Raw genomic sequence first — 16,978 nt, 5'->3', positions numbered from 1 at the left:
ATGCGAAGCAAACTCGCTGAACGGCTCAGTGCCCCCGGGATCCGCTTCAAGGCCCTGCCGTGGAGCTCCCGCTTTGCGCTCGTGTTCCTGGTGGCCGTCATCGCCGCCGCCATCCTGGCTCCGGTACTCGCCCCGCACGACCCGCTCGAAACCTTCATCCCCGCCACCTCGCCCGGCGGTGAGCACCTCTTCGGCACCGACCGGCTGGGCCGGGACATCTTCTCCCGACTGCTGTACGGCTCGCAGTCCTCGCTGCTGATCGGCCTCGGCGCCGTGGCGCTGGCGGTAGCGGCAGGCGCCCTGCTGGGATCCCTGGCAGCCACGTCCAGCAAAGCTGTCAATGAACTGATCATGCGCCTGATGGACATCCTCATGGCGTTCCCCGGCATCGCCCTGGCCGCGGTCCTGTTGGCCGCCTTCGGCAACTCGATACCCACCATCATCGTGGCGATTGCGGTCATCTATACCCCGCAACTGGCCCGCGTGGTGCGTGCCAACGTGCTGTCGCAGTACGGCGAGGATTACGTCCGCGCCGAACGGGTGATCGGTGCAGGCCGGTTCTACATCCTGCTCAAGCACATCGTCCGGAACACCGCAGCCCCCGTCCTCGTATTCGCCACGGTCATGGTGGCGGATGCCATTATCCTCGAGGCCTCGCTGTCCTTCCTCGGCGCCGGCGTGCAGGATCCTGCTCCGTCCTGGGGCAACGTGATCTCCTACGGCCGCAACCTTGTCCTCTCGGGCGGCTGGTGGGCCACCACCTTCGCCGGCCTCACCATCCTGCTGACCGTCCTGGCTCTGAATATCCTGGCCGAAGGCCTCACCGACGCCATGGTGAACCCGAAACTGCGCAGGGCTCCCGTCGTAAAGGACGACGACGGAACTGCTTCATCGGTTGCCGGCGCCGCTGTGGACACTGAGGTTGCCACGTCCGTCGCCCAGCCGTCCGTGGTGGAAGAACACGAGCTCGACGGCGTCCGCGCGGCTTCCGGTGATGCCCTCACCGAGGAGCACTACAACACGTCAGCCCTGCTGACTGATGCAAAGGTGGCCGCCGCCAGCCCGCACGTCCTGCTCGACAGGGAACTGGAACTGCTGGCGGCCATCGAAGCCAAACGCACCGACCGCCTCCCCCAGGTCCCGTCCGGCGCACGCAACGTCCTGGAGGTCAAGAACCTGTCCATCCGTTTCCCGGGCCGCTTCGGCGACACCGCGATCGTGGACAACGTCTCCTTCACGGTCCGTGAGGGAGAAACAATGGGCCTCGTTGGTGAGTCCGGCTGCGGCAAATCGATCACCTCGCTTGCCATCATGGGGCTCCTGCCCAAGACGGCGCAGATCTCCGGATCCATCACGTTCGATGGCAAGGAACTGCTTGACCCGGCCACCGGCCACAGCAGCCCCCAGGCCTACGAAGGGCTGCGCGGCCAACAGATCGCCATGGTCTACCAGGACGCCCTGAGCTCCCTGAACCCCTCCATGAAGATCAAGGAGCAGATGGAGCAGCTGACCCGCCGCGGCGGACGCAAAACCCCCACTGAGCTGCTGGAGATGGTCAGGCTGGATCCCGTCCGCACGCTGGCCAGCTACCCGCACGAGCTCTCGGGCGGCCAGCGCCAGCGCGTGCTGATCGCCATGGCGCTCTCCCGTTCACCGAAGATCGTTGTTGCCGACGAGCCCACCACCGCCCTGGACGTCACCGTCCAGAAGCAAGTTGTGGACCTGCTCAACGAACTGCGCGAACAACTCGGCTTCGCCATGGTCTTCGTCAGTCACGACCTTGCGCTTGTTGCATCCCTGGCGCACCGCATCACGGTCATGTACGCGGGCCAGGTGGTGGAATCCGCGCAGGCCTCCGAGCTCCTGCAGAACCCGAAGCACGAGTACACCCGGGGATTGCTCGGCGCCGTCCTGTCCATCGAGGCCGACGCCGTCCGCCTGCACCAGATCCCCGGCACCGTGCCGTCCCCGCGCGACTTCGCCCCGGGCGACCGCTTCGCGGCGCGCTCACTGCGTGCCGACGCCGATCCCAACCAGCGGCTGGTCCTCACAGCCGTTCGATCCACCCAGGGCAACGACGCTGACCACTACTGGGCGAGCCACCTGAAGGAGGACGCAAAATGAGTGAATCAACCGGCAAGCCGGTCATCGAACTCAAGGACCTGAAGGTCTACCACCGTGCGCGCACCGGCGGGCTGTTCCGGCCGAACATCGTCAAGGCAGTCGACGGCGTGGACTTCACCATCAGCCGAGGCGAAACCGTCGGCATCGTGGGTGAGTCCGGCTGCGGCAAATCAACGCTGGCTTCGGTACTCGTGGGGCTCCAGCAGCCGACGTCGGGCCAGGTCCTCTTCCATGGCAAGCCCGCCATCAAGCGCAACGCAGCCATGCGCAAGGAATTCGGCCGCTCCGTCTCCGTGGTCTTCCAGGACCCGGCAACTGCCCTGAACCCGCGCATGACCATCCAGGACATCCTGACCGACCCCCTGCAGATCCACGGCATAGGCACCGGGACCACCCGTGCTGCCAAGGTCAAGGAACTCCTGGCGCTGGTAGGACTGCCGCAATCAGCGGCCGAGGTCACGCCGTCGCAGGTGTCCGGCGGCCAGCGCCAGCGTGTGGCGATCGCCCGCGCCCTGGCGCTGGATCCGGACATCATCGTCGCGGACGAGCCGACGTCGGCCCTCGACGTCTCCGTCCGCGCCCAGGTGCTGAACCTGCTGTCCGACCTGAAGACCCGCCTGAACCTCGGCATGGTGTTCATTTCGCACGACATCCAGACCGTCCGCTACGTCTCGGACCGCATCTGCGTCATGTACTTCGGCAAGATCGTCGAACAAGGCACAGCCGCACAGGTCTTCGACAACCCGGGCAACGATTACACCAAGAAGCTGCTGGGCGCCGCGCCCAGCCTGCTCCACATCTAGCTTTTCCCTTCATCAGTTCCAAACAACGGAGAATTCTGTGTCCACTCAGTTCCAGGGCGTCATCCCCCCGGTCATCACCCCCCGCCACGCCGACGGCAGCATCGACACCTCGTCGCTGAAGAACGTCACCAGGCACCTGATAGATGGCGGCGTGTCCGGCCTTTTCGTCCTCGGGTCCTCCGGTGAAGTCCCCTACATGACCAACGCGGAGCGTGAACTGGTGGTCTCCACCATCGCCGACGCGAACGCGTCTGTTGGTGCTCGCGCAGTACCCCTGATCGTGGGCGCCAACGAGCAGACGACCAACCGCGTCATCGAAGAGGCCAAGAAAGTCATCGGCCTCGGCGCCGACGCGATCGTGGTCACGTCCATGTACTACGCCATCGGCAACGCCGCGGAAACCGAAACGCACTTTCGCAGCATCCACGCCGCCGTCGACAAGCCGATCTTCGCCTACGACGTTCCGGTCCGCACCCACTTCAAGCTGCCCACGGACCTGCTGGTCCGCCTGGGCCGCGACGGGGTGATCGCCGGCGTCAAGGACTCCTCCGGCGACGACGTCTCGTTCCGCCAGCTGCTCCTGGAGGCCAAGGACATCCCGGACTTCGACATCTTCACCGGCCACGAAGTCGTAGTGGACGGCGCCCTCCTCGGCGGCGCCCAGGGCGTGGTCCCGGGCCTCGGCAACGTTGACCCCGCCGGTTACCGCCGTCTGTTCGACGCCGCCCAGGCCGGCGACTGGGCCACCGCCGCCCGCGAACAGGACCGCCTGGCCGACCTCTTCGAAATCGTTTACGCCCCCAACGGCCGGGTTTCCGGCGGAGCCGCCGGCCTGGGCGCCTTCAAGACCGCCCTGCAGCTCATGGGTGTCATTGAATCCAACACCATGAGCCAGCCCATGCTGTCCCTGAACGACGACGAAGCCGCCGCGATCCGCACTATTCTCGAGCGCAACGGCCTGGTCTAGGTCCAGCCCCGGCAATCGGGGTTCGGACCACGTGGTCGAGGCGGTCGAGATCCCTTGTTAGGAAAAAGATGATTCACGCAATCGGCGTTGACCTGGGTGGCACCAAGACTGCTGCCGGGGTTGTTTCGGGGGCCGGGGAGGTGCTGTTTTCGGCGACCATTCCGACGCTGAACCGCGACGGCGGCGAAGCGATCCTGAACGCGACAGCGGCGCTGGTTTACGAGCTCACTTCCCGGGCCAGGGCAAATAACCTTGGGATTGTCGGAGTGGGCGTCGGCTCGGCCGGCGTCATTGATGCCGGGCGAGGTGTGGTGGTGTCAGCAACGGATGCCATCCTGGACTGGGCCGGGACTGAGCTGGCGGCGGGGCTCGCCGGACGGCTCGGCCTCGCCCCGGAGTCGGTGCGTGCCGTTAATGATGTCCACGCGCATGCGCTCGGCGAGGCATGGACCGGGGCTGCCGCCGGAACCTCAAGTTCGCTGCTGGTGGCCTTCGGCACAGGGGTCGGCGGCAGCTTAGTCCTGGCGGGTACTCCCGTCCTGGGTCACCGCTACGTGGCTGGTCACCTGGGCCACATAGCGTCCCCCTTCGCGTACAGCCGCGGCAGGGCCCTGCCGTGCGTCTGCGGAAGGGCCGGCCATGTTGAAGCGATTGCGTCCGGGCCGGCGATCCGCGAGGCCTACGTGCGCCTCGGCGGGTCCCCCGAGGTCCCGGACACCCGAGCGGTTTTCGGGTTGGCGCACGACGGCGATGCTGCCGCCGCGACGGCGGTCAGGGACGCCGCCACCGCTGCCGGGCAGGCGGTGGGAGGCCTCGCCAATGTTCTGGATCCTGAACTCCTGGTAGTGACCGGCGGCCTGGCCGACGCCGGCGAACTATGGTGGAAGCCGATGGAGGCAGCCCTTCGGGCTGAATTGCTGGCTCCGCTCGCGGGGATGCCTGTCCGCCCGGCCGCCCTGGGCAACACTGCTGCCGTGATCGGCGCCGCCAGCCTTGTCCTCAACCCGCCCAGCTCCGTAGAAGACCTCCGGGAGACACTTTGATCCTCACGCCACAGGGCCTTACCGCTCTCCGTTCACAGCTGGTTGTCTCCTGCCAGGCCTATCCCGGGGAGCCCATGCGGGACCCCCGAACCACCGGACAGATTGCCGCGTCAGCGGTGATAGGCGGGGCTGCCGCGGTCCGTGTCCAAGGGCTGGCGGACGTCCAGTTCACCCGCGCCGCCGTCGAAGTTCCCGTCATCGGACTCTGGAAGGACGGCCACGACGGCGTGTTTATCACCCCCACGCTTCGCCACGCGCTGGCCGTGGCGAACGCCGGCGCCCATGTGGTGGCCCTGGACGGCACGCGCCGCGAGCGTCCGGACGGGCTATCCCTCGCGGAGACGATCGCCGGCATCCGTGCCGAATCCCACGCGCTGGTGATGGCCGACTGCGGTTCCCTGGACGACGCCGCAGCAGCTGTGGACGCAGGGGCCGACATAGTTGGCACCACCCTGGCCGGTTACACGGGCGAGCGCCCCAAGACGGCAGGCCCCGACCTTGCCCTGCTGGAGCAGATCGCCTCCGCGGAGCTCGGCAGGCCGCTGATCGCCGAAGGACGGATCCACACCCCTGCCCAGGCCCGCCAGGCGCTCGACGCCGGCGCTTTCGCCGTCGTTGTCGGAACCGCCATCACCCATCCGGCTACTATCACCGGCTGGTTCTCCGACGCCCTGCGTTCCTGATCCGCCCCTGCACTGAAAGCAGCACTCTTGACCCCGGCAGACCTGTTCCCTTCAACTTCCCGGCATCCGGCCGAAGGCCGGACCTTCGTCTTGGCCGGTACGGTGCTCTCCGACGGGCGCGCCCTGCCGGACCACGTAGTGGCCGTCGTTGGCGACAGAATTGCGTTCGCCGGACCGCAGGACTGCTTTGACGCCGCGGACTACCCCCGGGCAGTGGAGCTGGAGCTGCCTGCCGGGGGCTTCATTCTCCCAGGGCTGGTGGACCTGCACTGCCACGGGGCGGCGGGCGGAGACTTCCCCGGCGGCAACGGGGACGCGTGCCGCACGGCAGTGGACTTCCTGCACCGACACGGCACCACCACGCTTCTGGCCAGTCTTGTCACGGCCTCCCGTGACGACCTGCTCACAGGGATCAGGTCCCTTCGGGTGCTCGCCGGTGAGGGCCTCATCGCCGGCATCCATTCGGAGGGGCCGTTCCTGTCCGCTGCCCGGTGCGGTGCCCAGAATCCCGGATGGCTTCGGCACCCCGACCTTGCCTTGGCGGCCGAAATGCTGGCGGCAGCCGGCGGTACGTTGAAGAGCATGACCTATGCCCCGGAACTGCCCGGTGCCCGGGATTTGGTTAGCCTGCTTGCTCAGCATGGCGTCACACCGTCACTGGGCCACACCGATGCGGACCCAGGCACCGCGGCTTCCTCCCTCGAGCACACTGCGGAATCCCTGGCGGCTGCTCCCGGCTCCTGGGCCGGTACGCGGCCCACCGTGACGCATCTTTTCAACGGCATGCCGCCGCTCCACCACCGGAATCCGGGACCGGTGTCGGCATGCCTGCGGCTGGCGCGCGCCGGAACCGCCGCCGTCGAACTCATCGCCGACGGAGTCCACCTGTCGCCTGAGACAGTGCGCATGGTGTTCGAACTTGTGGGAGCGGAAAACGTTGTGCTGGTCACCGACTCGATGGCCGCAACCGGCCTCCCGGACGGGGACTACGCTCTGGGGCCGGCGGCCGTTTCGGTCCGCGACGCCGTCGCCACCCTGCAAAGCAATGGCGCGCTTGCCGGCGGCACAGCGACCATGCTTGATGTGGTGCGCCGGACCGTCGCCGCCGGGGTGTCGGCCGCCGACGCCGCCGCTTCCGCGAGCTGCGTGCCGGCCAGAATCCTGGGAATGGACAATGAAGTCGGGAGCGTTCGGCCCGGCATGCGTGCCGACCTCCTCGCTGTGGACGCGCAATTCAGTCTGCTCACGGTGCTGCGGGCCGGGACCCTCCTCGGTTCCGCCGCAAGCTGACCCTAGCGGCCGGGGCCGGTTCCAGCGGCGCCGGCCCCGACAGCCACCGGAGCTGCGGTCCCGGGCGTCGTTGCGCGTCCCATCAGGGCAGCCGCACCTTCGTCCCCAATCACCGTCACGTGCGGATGGCGCTGCAGGACGGACGCCGGGCAGTCCGCCGATACCGGTCCGGTAAGGGCCCGGTGCAGTATTTCCGCCTTATCCGCACCGTGCACCACCAGCAGGAGCTGCCGTGCTTCAAGGATGGTGCCGAGGCCTTGGGTGATGCATCGCTCCGGCACGTCCCGCGGCGAGTCGAAGTAGCGCGCATTCGCTTGCCGGGTTCGTTCTGCAAGGACTTCTACCCGGGTGCGTGAATCGAGCGCGGACCCGGGCTCGTTGAAGGCCAGGTGGCCGTTGTGGCCGATGCCCAGCAGCTGGATGTCGATCCCGCCGCAGGCCGCGATGGCCGCTTCGTAGTCGCAGGCAGCCCGTTCGGGATCGGCTGCGCTTCCGTCCGGGACGAACACGTTGGCCGGGTTAAGCCCGAGCCTCCCGGTGACTTCGCGTCGCACAACCTCGGCATAGCTTTCAGGGTGGCCAGCAGGCAGGCCGACGTATTCATCCAAGGCAAAACACCGGATGCGCGACATCTCCAGCCCGTATCCGGCGAGGGACCGGTAGACCGGCAAAGGGGATCCTCCCGTGGCCACTCCCAGCACGGCGTCAGGATTGCTTCGGATCACGGCGGCCAGGAATCCCGCGCCAACTGCTCCGGCGGCCGCGGCGTCCTGAACTGTGAAGAATTCCATGCTTATGAGGCTCTTTCCTTGTTGGGTCCGGCCCTGTGAGGCAGGTCTAGTGGTGGTTGTGGTGCCGGCTGGCAGGCCTAACGGGCTGCGACTATCCTGAGTTTTCCGCGGATGCCGTCGAAGTGGCGCTGCAGGCGTTCGGAGGCCAGCGCCTTGTCGCCCGCCGCCACGGCCTGGTAGATGTCGGCGTGGTCCTGCACCTGTTTACCCAAGTCCACAGGTCCGGGGCCCAGCTCCAGGTGAATTTGACGGTAAACCTTCCAAAAGACGTCCATCAGGTTCATCAGGAGGTCGTTGCGGAGCGGAGCGAATAGCCGGCGGTGGAATTCGGCGTCGTGGATAAACAAGGGTTCCCCCCTGGCCGCCGCGTCCTCCATTGCAGCCAGGGCGCTGCGGAGATCGTCCCGCTGCCCAGCGGTCATCAGGTCCATGGCCGAACCGATCAGGCCGGATTCCAGTGCCTGGCGCACGTCCACCAGCTCCATGGCTTCATCGCCCCGGTGGCGCAGGGAGAGCCGCCCCCGGAAGGCAAGGCCGTCCGCCAGGGCGTGGAAGTTATTGGGCGCCACGAACGTGCCGAAGCCGTGGCGGATCTCGATGACGCCGAGCGCCTGCAGCACCTTCAGCGACTCCCGGATGGTATTGCGTCCGACACCCAGGATCGCGGACAGCTCGCCTTCAGTCGGGAGCGCATCGCCAACATCGAGCCCCTGCTCCAGGATCAGCTCCATGATCCGCGTCTGCAGGGCGTGCGATCGAAGCTGCGCACTGAAGCGGGCGGATGACACTTCTTGCGGGGCCATTGTCACGGCTGTCTCCTCGGAGTCCGACCTGCCGCAGAGGCAGGACTAACTTCATTCTACTGGAGATGGGACGTCCCTTGTCCTATTTTATGACAAAAGTTTGCATCATCCCTGATGACCGGAGTGCGTCATCAGGGCCGGCAGGGGTGCGGACTGAAAGGTAATGCCTAGAGCAGTTGGAAGACGGCCTTGGAGCTGGACTTGGTACCCAGCCGCGCGACGAACATGTAATAAGCCCCGCCGGCGCCTGGCTTCGCGGACACAGCGCCGCAGCCGGGAACACTGCGGTTGCGCTGCCACGGGAAGTTGGCGGTCTCGCTTTGGCCCGGCGCGATGGTCTTTACGAGGTCCCCGCTCTCAACCTGGCAGTCAACCGAGGAGAAGATGCGGTCGGAGCCGCTGGTGACGGTGTACTCCATCTGGGACGTGCCCAGGTTCACCTCACACGCCGCTTTCCCGCCGTTGGTGACTTTCAAACTGAGCAGGGGGGTTTCACCCGCCGCGTAGGCAGCCTTATCGGTGGAAGCAGAGACCGTGACCAGGGCCTGGTCACACGTGGGCGTCTCCGGAGTACTGGGCGTGGGTGACGCGGAGGGCGTGGCCTCAGGCTTGGCGCCCTGCCCGTCCGATCCGTTCCGGTCAGTGGAAGAGGCCTGCTCGGAGGACCGCATGGCCCCGGATACGGCTGCGAAGCCCCCCAGCGCCACCGAGGCGACGAGAAGCAGCACCAGGCCAACGAACAGCCTGCGACGGCGGTAGACAGCCTTCAGCGGGGGCCGTCCAGCCTGCCGGCCGGGGGTGCCCTTCGGTTTCGAACCGTTCTTTCCTGAAGTGCCTTGCCTGACCATCCTTCTAGGCTAGAGAACGCCGGGCGCATTGGGGCACCACCACGCCGGGAGGCGGACCGCGGGCCATATCCACTACAGTATTTGCATCGAAGCCTTAGCCGTACCCACTGCCCTGCCCCCGGCGAGTCGCCCCGCATTACCGCCGCTTGCCGCCCTCCATGACGCCCTTGACGACTGGTTCGGAACCACAGCCAGGGATCTGCCGTGGCGCGACCCCGAGTGCTCCCCGTGGGGTGTCCTGGTCAGCGAGATTATGCTCCAGCAGACGCCCGTTGTCAGGGTCCTGCCCGTCTGGGAAGACTGGCTCCGCCGCTGGCCGTCGCCGGCGCACCTGGCGACCGAGGCCTCCGGCGAGGCAGTCCGGCACTGGGGCAGGCTTGGCTATCCCCGGCGGGCCCTGCGCCTGCATGCAGCCGCCGTCGCCATCGTGGAGAAGCACGACGGCGGCGTGCCGGGAACGTACGACGAACTGCTGGAACTCCCCGGGGTGGGCAGCTACACGGCGGCCGCCGTCGCCGCCTTCGCCTTTGGCCGCCGCGAAACCGTGGTGGACACCAACATCCGCCGCGTCCACGCGCGGCTCTTTTCCGGCACCGCACTGCCCTCGCAGTCACTGACAGCGGCCGAAATGCGACTGGCCGCCGAACTGCTGCCGGCCGACGTCGGACTCTCCGTCCGCTGGAACGCGGCGGTCATGGAGCTGGGGGCACTGGTCTGCACGGCGAGGGCGCCGAAGTGCGGTGAATGCCCTGTGCGGGGGGCGTGCGCGTGGCTGGCGGCCGGCGAGCCACCGCCGTCGTACACCCCGAAGGGCCAGTCCTGGCACGGCACCGACCGGCAGGTACGGGGAGCCGTGATGGCCGTCCTCCGGCTGGCTGACGCACCGGTGGCTCCGGACATGTTCCATCAGCCCGCCGCGGACCTTGGCTTCGAAGCCGAAGGCATCGGTGTTCCGCTGGCAGCGCTGCACCGGCTGAACTCCGCACCCGAGCAGCTGGAGCGCGCCCTGGCCGGACTGGTCAGCGACGGCCTGGCGGAACTGCACCCGGCCGGCCTGACGCTGCCCGCCTGAAGGCCGTCCGGAACGTGAAGCGACGCAGGCAGTGGCATACTGCTTGCTGACGCGAAAGGGAGAACCGTGAAAACCGTGCTGTACATCGTCTGGGCCTTGTTCGTCGTCGCGGCCGCTGTGTCGATCACCGTGGCCGTGCGTAAGGGCAAACGCCTGGAGAAGCTCGCCGAACAGTGGCCCAGGGTCCAGGCCACGGTGACCGGCAGCAATGCCGGATGGTCCAGCGCCGTTGGCTCCTCCGGATCGCGCCACCGCCTCTACCGCCCCACCTACCGCTTCGCCGACCCGCACGGAACCCTGTACTTCGGGGAGTCGGACGTCCCGTTCCGCACCGAGCCGGTGCCTGGTTCAACCGTGGACGTGGCCTACAACCCGGCGGATCCGAACCAGTCCATCCACCAGGCATCCAAGGAGAAAGCCGGCATGGGCTGCATGATCGCCTTCTTTGCCGTCTTCGCTGTGGCCTCTTTCCTGTTCATCGGCATCTTTCCGGTCAGCTAGCGCCCGGCGTTCCCGCTCATCCGCCGGCAGCATCTGGCGGCGCGGCCCGGACGGATCTACGCTGAAGCATGCGCAGCTTGGGCGTATTTTTGGTAGCTGTCACGACGTCGCTGATCCCGTCCGCGTGCCTGCCCGAGGCAGTGCCGTGCCCGGCAATTGCGCAGGCGCCGGTGGTGGCGCTGACGGTGGCGGCCAGTTATGCATCCACGGTCAAAGCCATCCACCTGAAGGCCTGCCAGGACGGCACGTGCCGGGAAGCCGACCTTGAGCTGATGCCCGGCAGCACCGCCGTGGACCAGGGCTGCGAACCCTCGTCGGGCCCGGACGGCACGTGTTCAGCAACGTCTTCGCCTGACGGCACGCTCACGGGGATGCTGATGATGGACATCCTGACCGAATCGCGCATTGACGCAACGGCCACCGGCACCTCCACGGCGGGGGCTCCGTTGCCTGAGCGGACGCTGAGCTTCATGCCAAGGGCGGAGTACCCGTACGGAGAGCAGTGCGGAAAGTTCATCACAGCAAGCTTGCTGCTGGATGCAGAAGGCCTCCGGCAGGCCGAGTGACGGCGGGGTCCGCGCAGCGCAATGCTCCGGCCGACGGAGCGGTCCTCAGGGCTCCCCGAACCCCGCTTCCACCAGGCCGCCGACGTACTTTACGGCCCTGGCTGCGTCCGGACCCCAGGCCTCGACGTGGAGGATGGATCCTTTGCCCGCGCCCAGGGTCATCAGGCCGGTCATGGAAGCGCCGTCCATACCGTTGACCGTCACCTCCGCATCCAAACCGGCCAGTCCGCCGGCGATCTTCGCTGCCGGCCGGGCATGCATGCCGGCCTGGTTGACCAGTTCGAAATCGCCCGTGGCTTCGGGGGGTCCCAGCGTCTCCGCCTCGGACGGCGCCTCCGGCGCCGGTGCGCGGCGGACCGCCTCGGCAGCCTGCTTCACTCCCGTGGCGTCCGCCCCCGACTGCGCCGCAACCGCTGCCGCCACCAGCCCCTCGACCAGGGGAGCATCGGCCAGCAGGACAGTGTCAGGATCCGGCAGGAACTCCACCGCCGATTCTGCCGTCATCACGGCGGACCCGAGGTCCGTGAGCACCACGATGCCGTCTTGGCCGGCCGCCTGTTCCAGGGCGGCCATGACCTTTTCGAGGCTGGTGCCGATCCGGCCGTCGTCGGTACCGCCGGCCGGAAGGATCACGACGTCGGGCGCCATTTGTGCGGCCAGCTCCGCCGCGCCGTCCGCGATTTTTTCGCTATGCGACACCACCACGAGGCTGACCGTCATCCGGCCGCCCCGGCCGCGGCGCGCAGGATGAGTGCGGTGGAAACTGCGCCGGGGTCCCGGTGGCCGGCGCTTCGTTCGCCCAGGTAGCTGGCACGCCCCTTGCGGGCGATGAGCGGATCCGTGGCCACGGCACCCGCCTCGGCGGCTTCCGCCGCTGCCAGGAGGACCTTGCGGACGTCCCCGTCCCCCGCGGCGGCCTGCGCTGCCGCGGCGTCGACGGCGGGGGTCCAGGCGTCCACCATGGTCTTGTCGCCGGATTCGGCCTTGCCCCGGGCCACAACGCCGTCGCGGGCGGCCTGGATGGCAGCGGCGAGCGCGGCCGGATCGATGTCCTCCGTGTCGCCCAGCGATGTGGAGGCACGCAGGAACGCCGTGCCGTAGAGGGGCCCGGCCGCTCCGCCCACCTTGGACATCAATGCCATGGCCGTGAGCTTCAGGGCAGCTCCAGGGGTGGCGGGCGGCGCTTCGGCGAGTTTCTCCATCACTGCCTTGAAGCCGCGGTCCATGTTTTCGCCGTGATCGGAATCCCCGATGGCGCGGTCCAGCTCAATCAGTTCCACCCGGTGGTCCGCCATCGCCTGCGCGGAAAGGGTCAGCCACCTTACGGCCCAGTCAACGTCCAGCCCCACGGTCAGATGCCCCAGCGCAGCGCGGCAGTGTGGACCGGGGCGTCCCAGAGGCTGGTCAGTTCGTCGTCGAGCCGAAGAACAGTGATGGAGCAGCCCTGCATCTCCAGTGAGGTGATGTAGTTGCCCACCAGGGAGCGCTCCACCGTGACGCCTTTCTCCGCGAGAACCTGCGCTGCACGGCGGTACACGATGTAGAGCTCGCTTTGCGGCGTCCCGCCCATGCCGTTCACGAACAGGAGCACTTTCTCGCCGGAGGCAATGCCCAGGTCGGACAGGATGGGCTCCAGGAGGCGGTCGGTGATGCCGTCGGCATTTTCCATGGGGATCCGGTGCCGTCCGGGCTCGCCGTGGATCCCGATGCCGATTTCGATTTCGTTCTCTTCCAGGTCAAAGCTGGGCACCCCTGCGTGCGGGACCGTGCAGGCGGATAGCGCGACGCCCATGCTGCGGACGTTTTGGTTGACCCGGTCCCCAATGGCGGCGACGGCATCCAGGTCATCCCCGCGTTCCGCTGCCGCACCGGCGATCTTCTCCACCAGGACAGTTCCGCCTACGCCGCGCCGGCCCGCCGTGTACAGCGAGTCCTCCACGGCGACGTCGTCGTTGACCAGTACGGTGCGGACCTGCACGCCTTCGGCTTCCGCCATTTCGGCGGCCGTTTCGAAATTCAGGACGTCGCCGGTGTAGTTCTTGACGATGTGGACGACGCCGGCACCCGAGTTTACGGCGAGGGTCGCAGGAATGATCTGATCAGGGGTGGGCGAGGTGAAGACGGCCCCCGGCACGGCGGCGTCGAGCATTCCCAGCCCGACGAAGCCGCCGTGAAGCGGTTCATGGCCGCTGCCGCCGCCGCTGACAAGGCCCACTTTCCCGGCCACGGGGGCGTCCTTGCGGGTAATGAACTTCGGCTCGGCGCTGACGGTCACAATGTCCGCATGCGCAAGGCCGAAGCCTTCCACGGACTCGTCTACTACAGCGCGGGGATCGTTGATCAGCTTCTTCATTGGAGTGCTCCCTGGAGTGACCTGGCGGCTTTGTCTTGACCCTACTACCGCGGCCGGGGCAACGGTAGCGCCCTGACGAATCGTGCAGCCACGTCCGGATTAACGGGGCAAAAGAAAGGGACAGCCCCCAATTGACTGTCCCTTCCCTTTCCAGGCTTGTATCCCCCAGCCCGGCTCAGCGGTTTCCCCAAGAGGCCGGGAGGAAATCCGGCCACGCCGCGGCGCCGATATGGAATGCTGACGCTTCACAGGGCCGGCCCAGAGGATCACTACGGGTCGGATCCGCAGGAAGATCCATTTGGAACGCCGAAAAATCCGGAAAAATGGCGTATTCGCGCATTTCTGTCCTTTGAAGTGGTTTCGGAATTCGGGTACTACCAAGCAACCGTGATTAATTTTATACATCGATTCGATATATGGGAAGGGCTAGAAGTGAGACTTAATCCGCACGGCGGGGGAAGGCCTAGAGAAACCTGATCATGCGCGTATTGCCCAAGGTGTTGGGCTTGACCCGGGCGAGGTCCAGGAACTCCGCCACGCCTTCGTCATGCGAGCGCAGCAACTCGGAATAGACCACCGGGTCCACCGCCGTCTGGTCCGCCATGACGTCGAAGCCGTGCTTCTTGAAAAAATCCACTTCGAAGGTCAGGCAAAACACGCGCGAGACACCCAGCGCCCTGGCTTCCTCCAGGAGACTTTCCACCAGGACGTGCCCTACACCCTTGCCGCGCCAGGCATCGGAGGCAGCCAGGGTGCGCACCTCGGCCAGGTCCTCCCACATGACGTGCAGGGCGCCGCAGCCGATCACCTCGCCGTCGGCCGACTCCGCGATCCTGAACTCCTGCAGGCTTTCGTAGTAAGCCACCGTCTCCTTGGCCATGAGGATCCTCTTGTCCGCCAGCGGAGCCACGAGGCGCTTGATGGCAGCTACATCGCTGGTGCGGGCAGGGCGGATGCGGAAGGTCTCAGTCACAGCCCCATCTTACGAGCCGGAGATGGCTAGAGCCCCAGTTCAGCGGGCAAAGGCGCGTCCTGGTCAAGCACGTTCCTCGCCAGGAAGTGCTCGACGACCCCGTACCAGACCTTGGCGTGCTGCGGCTGCAGGATCCAGTGGTTCTCGTCCGGGTAGTAGAGGAAGCGATGCGGCGTCCGGCCGTTGTCGTCGGCCGCCAGCTGCGACTTGGACAGCAGTTCGTACCAGAGCCTGAGCCCCTCGCCGATGGGCACGCGGTAGTCCTTGTCACCGTGGATCACCAGCATGGGGGTGCTGATCTTCTCGACGTGCAGGTGGGGCGAATTCGCCAGGGCCATCTCGGCCGTCATTTCCTTCAGCCAGTACTGCGACGCGTCGGTGGTGGGGCCGAACTGGTCCAGGGCCCACAGGCTGGCATGGGTGACGATCGCGTTGAAGCGGTCCGTCTGCCCCGCCACCCAGTTGGCCATGTAGCCCCCGAAGGAACCGCCCATGGCAGCCGTCCGCGACGCATCAATGTCCGGCCGTTGCACCACGGCGTCCGTGATCGTCATGAGGTCCGTAAATGGCGCCTTGCCCCACTCGCCCCAGCCCCGCTGAATGTAGGACTGGCCGTAGCCGGTGGAGAGAGCGGGATCCGGCAGGAGGACGGCATAGCCCCTGGCCACCAGGAGCCACGGGTTCCAGCGCCACGTCCATGCGTTCCACGAGCCGAGGGGTCCGCCGTGGATCCAGAGCAGCAGCGGCGCCTGGTTCTGCGCGGAGGCACCCTCCGGCAGGGCAAGGTAGGCGGGAATCCGGGCGCCATCAGCGGCAGTCGCCTCTATTCGCTCCAGTGATCCCTGGATACGGGGGCGCTCGGCGGGAGCCTGGAGCCTGGTGACCTGTCCGCTCGCCAGGTCGATCCGTACCGCCTCGGGCGGAAATTCGTACGAGCTCCGCAGCGCATAGGCGCTCAATCCGTCCGGTGAAACCACGACGTCGGCATAAGCCGCCGCGTCGAGCGTCACGCGGGTGACTTGGTCCTCGCCGGCCCCGGCCCCGGCCGCGGCGGGAGTGATCCGGAAAACGGGGGAGGCGCCGTCGTCGTCGGCCGTTACCAGGAGGGCAGCGCCGTCCGGCAACCAGGCAGCTTTGATGGCCCAGCGGTCCCACTCATGGGCCAGCGGCCTGAGGTTGTCCTCCGGCTCCCCCGGCGCACTGACGTCCAGCAGGTGGAGCTTGACCCGCGGAGCCTGGCGGGGAGTGGTGTCGGATTCACTCAGCACAACGAGCGTGCGGCTGTCGGGGCTCACCGGCCCCGCGAAGTAGCTCATGCCTTCCCGGTCCAGCAGGATCTTGTGCGTTGCGGTGGCCACGTCGATGGCCACCAGGACGGAGCGTGAGTCCGCTTTGGCGAGGGGCTTATCGAAGCTGGTGTAGATCGTTCTGCCGTCGGGGCTGACCACGGAATCCGCATTGCGCAGCATGCCTGCCGCCTCCGGCGTGAGGTTCCGGAGCTTCAGCGGTGCGGCCGCGTCAACCGTCGCCGGCTTGCCGGGATCCTTGTCCTCACCCGGCTCAACGGCGAAGACACGCGGCTGGTCCGGCCCCAGGTCCGCATCCCAGTACCGCACCGGGTAGCCGCTGTGAAGGATCGCGGACACCTTGTTGTCCTTGCGGCTCTTCCGCCGCGCCTCGTCCGCTTCCTCGTCGGCGGAACCCGCCAGCACGGACGCCGTGACGAATGTGGCGCCCGAGTCCTTTGCAGTGATCACCTGGCTGATCCCGCCTGCGCGCGAAAGGACCACGCGGGCTTCGCCGCCATCCGCCGGCAGTTGCCAGAGGGCGCTGACGGGGTCGTCATCAGGGCTATCGGGATCGGGGCGGGCCGACGTGAAGTAGAGGTCCCCCGTGGCGGCGAAAGCCGCGCCGGCCTCGCCCTTGGCGCTCCGGGTGATGCGGCGGGCATGCTTCTCCCCCGCGGGGTCCAGCTCCCACAAGGCAGTGACATACTCGGTACCCTTGCCGTTCAGCGTGGAGACGGTGGTCACCAGGCGCTGTCCGTCCGGGCTCAGCGCCAGTCCACTCACTCGGGGTATGGCGAGGTAGTGGTCGATGTCGTGGAAAGGGGTCGCCGGTTGTTCGCTCAGGATCGCTGAGTCCTCAGAAGCCATGAAGA

The 16,978-nt window shown here is 67.1% G+C and carries 17 protein-coding genes; 9 read left to right on the top strand and 8 right to left on the bottom strand.

Annotation, left to right across the window (positions count from 1 at the left end):
• From ARTH_RS00965 to nagA, 6 genes are all read left to right on the top strand, one after another.
• Positions 1–2,124: a dipeptide/oligopeptide/nickel ABC transporter permease/ATP-binding protein gene (locus ARTH_RS00965; protein ID WP_011690057.1), complete on the top strand. Its 2,124-nt coding sequence runs from the start codon at positions 1–3 to the stop codon at positions 2,122–2,124.
• On the top strand, positions 2,121–2,927 hold the full coding sequence (locus tag ARTH_RS00960) for an ATP-binding cassette domain-containing protein (RefSeq protein ID WP_011690056.1): 807 nt from the start codon (positions 2,121–2,123) through the stop codon (positions 2,925–2,927). The genes ARTH_RS00965 and ARTH_RS00960 overlap by 4 nt, the downstream gene beginning before the upstream one ends.
• A gap of 37 nt (positions 2,928–2,964) precedes the next feature.
• Positions 2,965–3,894: a dihydrodipicolinate synthase family protein gene (locus tag ARTH_RS00955; protein ID WP_011690055.1), complete on the top strand. Its 930-nt coding sequence runs from the start codon at positions 2,965–2,967 to the stop codon at positions 3,892–3,894.
• A gap of 68 nt (positions 3,895–3,962) precedes the next feature.
• Positions 3,963–4,937: an ROK family protein gene (locus ARTH_RS00950; RefSeq protein ID WP_011690054.1), complete on the top strand. Its 975-nt coding sequence runs from the start codon at positions 3,963–3,965 to the stop codon at positions 4,935–4,937.
• Complete coding sequence (locus tag ARTH_RS00945; RefSeq protein ID WP_043429226.1) at positions 4,934–5,620, top strand: N-acetylmannosamine-6-phosphate 2-epimerase; 687 nt, start codon at positions 4,934–4,936, stop codon at positions 5,618–5,620. The genes ARTH_RS00950 and ARTH_RS00945 overlap by 4 nt, the downstream gene beginning before the upstream one ends.
• 27 nt (positions 5,621–5,647) lie before the next feature.
• Positions 5,648–6,910, top strand: coding sequence for an N-acetylglucosamine-6-phosphate deacetylase (nagA, locus tag ARTH_RS00940; protein WP_011690052.1), 1,263 nt, complete (start codon positions 5,648–5,650; stop codon positions 6,908–6,910).
• Between the two features lie 2 nt (positions 6,911–6,912).
• Here the strand turns inward: nagA and ARTH_RS00935 are convergent, their stop codons facing one another.
• From ARTH_RS00935 to ARTH_RS00925, 3 genes are all read right to left on the bottom strand, one after another.
• Positions 6,913–7,701, bottom strand: coding sequence for a glucosamine-6-phosphate deaminase (locus tag ARTH_RS00935; protein ID WP_011690051.1), 789 nt, complete (start codon positions 7,699–7,701; stop codon positions 6,913–6,915).
• A 77-nt stretch (positions 7,702–7,778) separates the two neighbouring features.
• A complete protein-coding gene (locus ARTH_RS00930) occupies positions 7,779–8,504 on the bottom strand; it encodes a FadR/GntR family transcriptional regulator (protein WP_011690050.1) in 726 nt (241 codons plus the stop codon).
• 167 nt (positions 8,505–8,671) lie between these two features.
• Positions 8,672–9,352: a hypothetical protein gene (locus tag ARTH_RS00925; protein ID WP_011690049.1), complete on the bottom strand. Its 681-nt coding sequence runs from the start codon at positions 9,350–9,352 to the stop codon at positions 8,672–8,674.
• Positions 9,353–9,380: 28 nt separating this feature from the next.
• Here ARTH_RS00925 and ARTH_RS00920 point away from each other — a divergent pair, with 28 nt between their 5' ends.
• The 3 genes from ARTH_RS00920 (at position 9,381) to ARTH_RS00910 (ending at position 11,491) form a co-directional block, all read left to right on the top strand.
• Positions 9,381–10,424, top strand: coding sequence for an A/G-specific adenine glycosylase (locus ARTH_RS00920; RefSeq protein WP_011690048.1), 1,044 nt, complete (start codon positions 9,381–9,383; stop codon positions 10,422–10,424).
• 66 nt (positions 10,425–10,490) lie between these two features.
• Positions 10,491–10,925 (top strand): DUF3592 domain-containing protein, encoded by a 435-nt coding sequence (locus tag ARTH_RS00915; RefSeq protein ID WP_011690047.1) that lies wholly within the window; start codon positions 10,491–10,493, stop codon positions 10,923–10,925.
• A 68-nt stretch (positions 10,926–10,993) separates the two neighbouring features.
• Entirely contained in the window at positions 10,994–11,491 is a 498-nt protein-coding gene (locus tag ARTH_RS00910; protein ID WP_011690046.1) for a hypothetical protein, read from the top strand.
• 45 nt (positions 11,492–11,536) lie between these two features.
• On the opposite strand, the gene dhaM is transcribed toward ARTH_RS00910, so the two are convergent.
• The 5 genes from dhaM to ARTH_RS00885 all read right to left on the bottom strand — a co-directional run bounded on the left by dhaM (position 11,537) and on the right by ARTH_RS00885 (position 16,973).
• Positions 11,537–12,211 carry a dihydroxyacetone kinase phosphoryl donor subunit DhaM gene (gene dhaM / locus ARTH_RS00905; protein ID WP_011690045.1) on the bottom strand — a complete coding sequence of 225 codons (675 nt, stop codon included), beginning with the start codon at positions 12,209–12,211 and terminating at the stop codon, positions 11,537–11,539.
• Positions 12,208–12,840, bottom strand: a complete 633-nt coding sequence (gene dhaL, locus ARTH_RS00900; protein WP_011690044.1) for a dihydroxyacetone kinase subunit DhaL — start codon at positions 12,838–12,840, stop codon at positions 12,208–12,210. The genes dhaM and dhaL overlap by 4 nt, the downstream gene beginning before the upstream one ends.
• A 2-nt stretch (positions 12,841–12,842) precedes the next feature.
• Entirely contained in the window at positions 12,843–13,844 is a 1,002-nt protein-coding gene (gene dhaK / locus ARTH_RS00895; protein ID WP_011690043.1) for a dihydroxyacetone kinase subunit DhaK, read from the bottom strand.
• A gap of 463 nt (positions 13,845–14,307) precedes the next feature.
• Positions 14,308–14,817 (bottom strand): amino-acid N-acetyltransferase, encoded by a 510-nt coding sequence (locus tag ARTH_RS00890; RefSeq protein ID WP_011690041.1) that lies wholly within the window; start codon positions 14,815–14,817, stop codon positions 14,308–14,310.
• 26 nt (positions 14,818–14,843) lie between these two features.
• The gene (locus ARTH_RS00885; RefSeq protein ID WP_011690040.1) at positions 14,844–16,973 is read right to left on the bottom strand and encodes a S9 family peptidase; all 2,130 of its coding nucleotides are present in this window, start codon (positions 16,971–16,973) and stop codon (positions 14,844–14,846) included.
• Positions 16,974–16,978 lie beyond the last annotated feature (5 nt).

The organism is Arthrobacter sp. FB24 (assembly GCF_000196235.1).
GTDB lineage: Bacteria > Actinomycetota > Actinomycetes > Actinomycetales > Micrococcaceae > Arthrobacter.
This window is presented reverse-complemented; position numbering and strand designations above follow the sequence as displayed.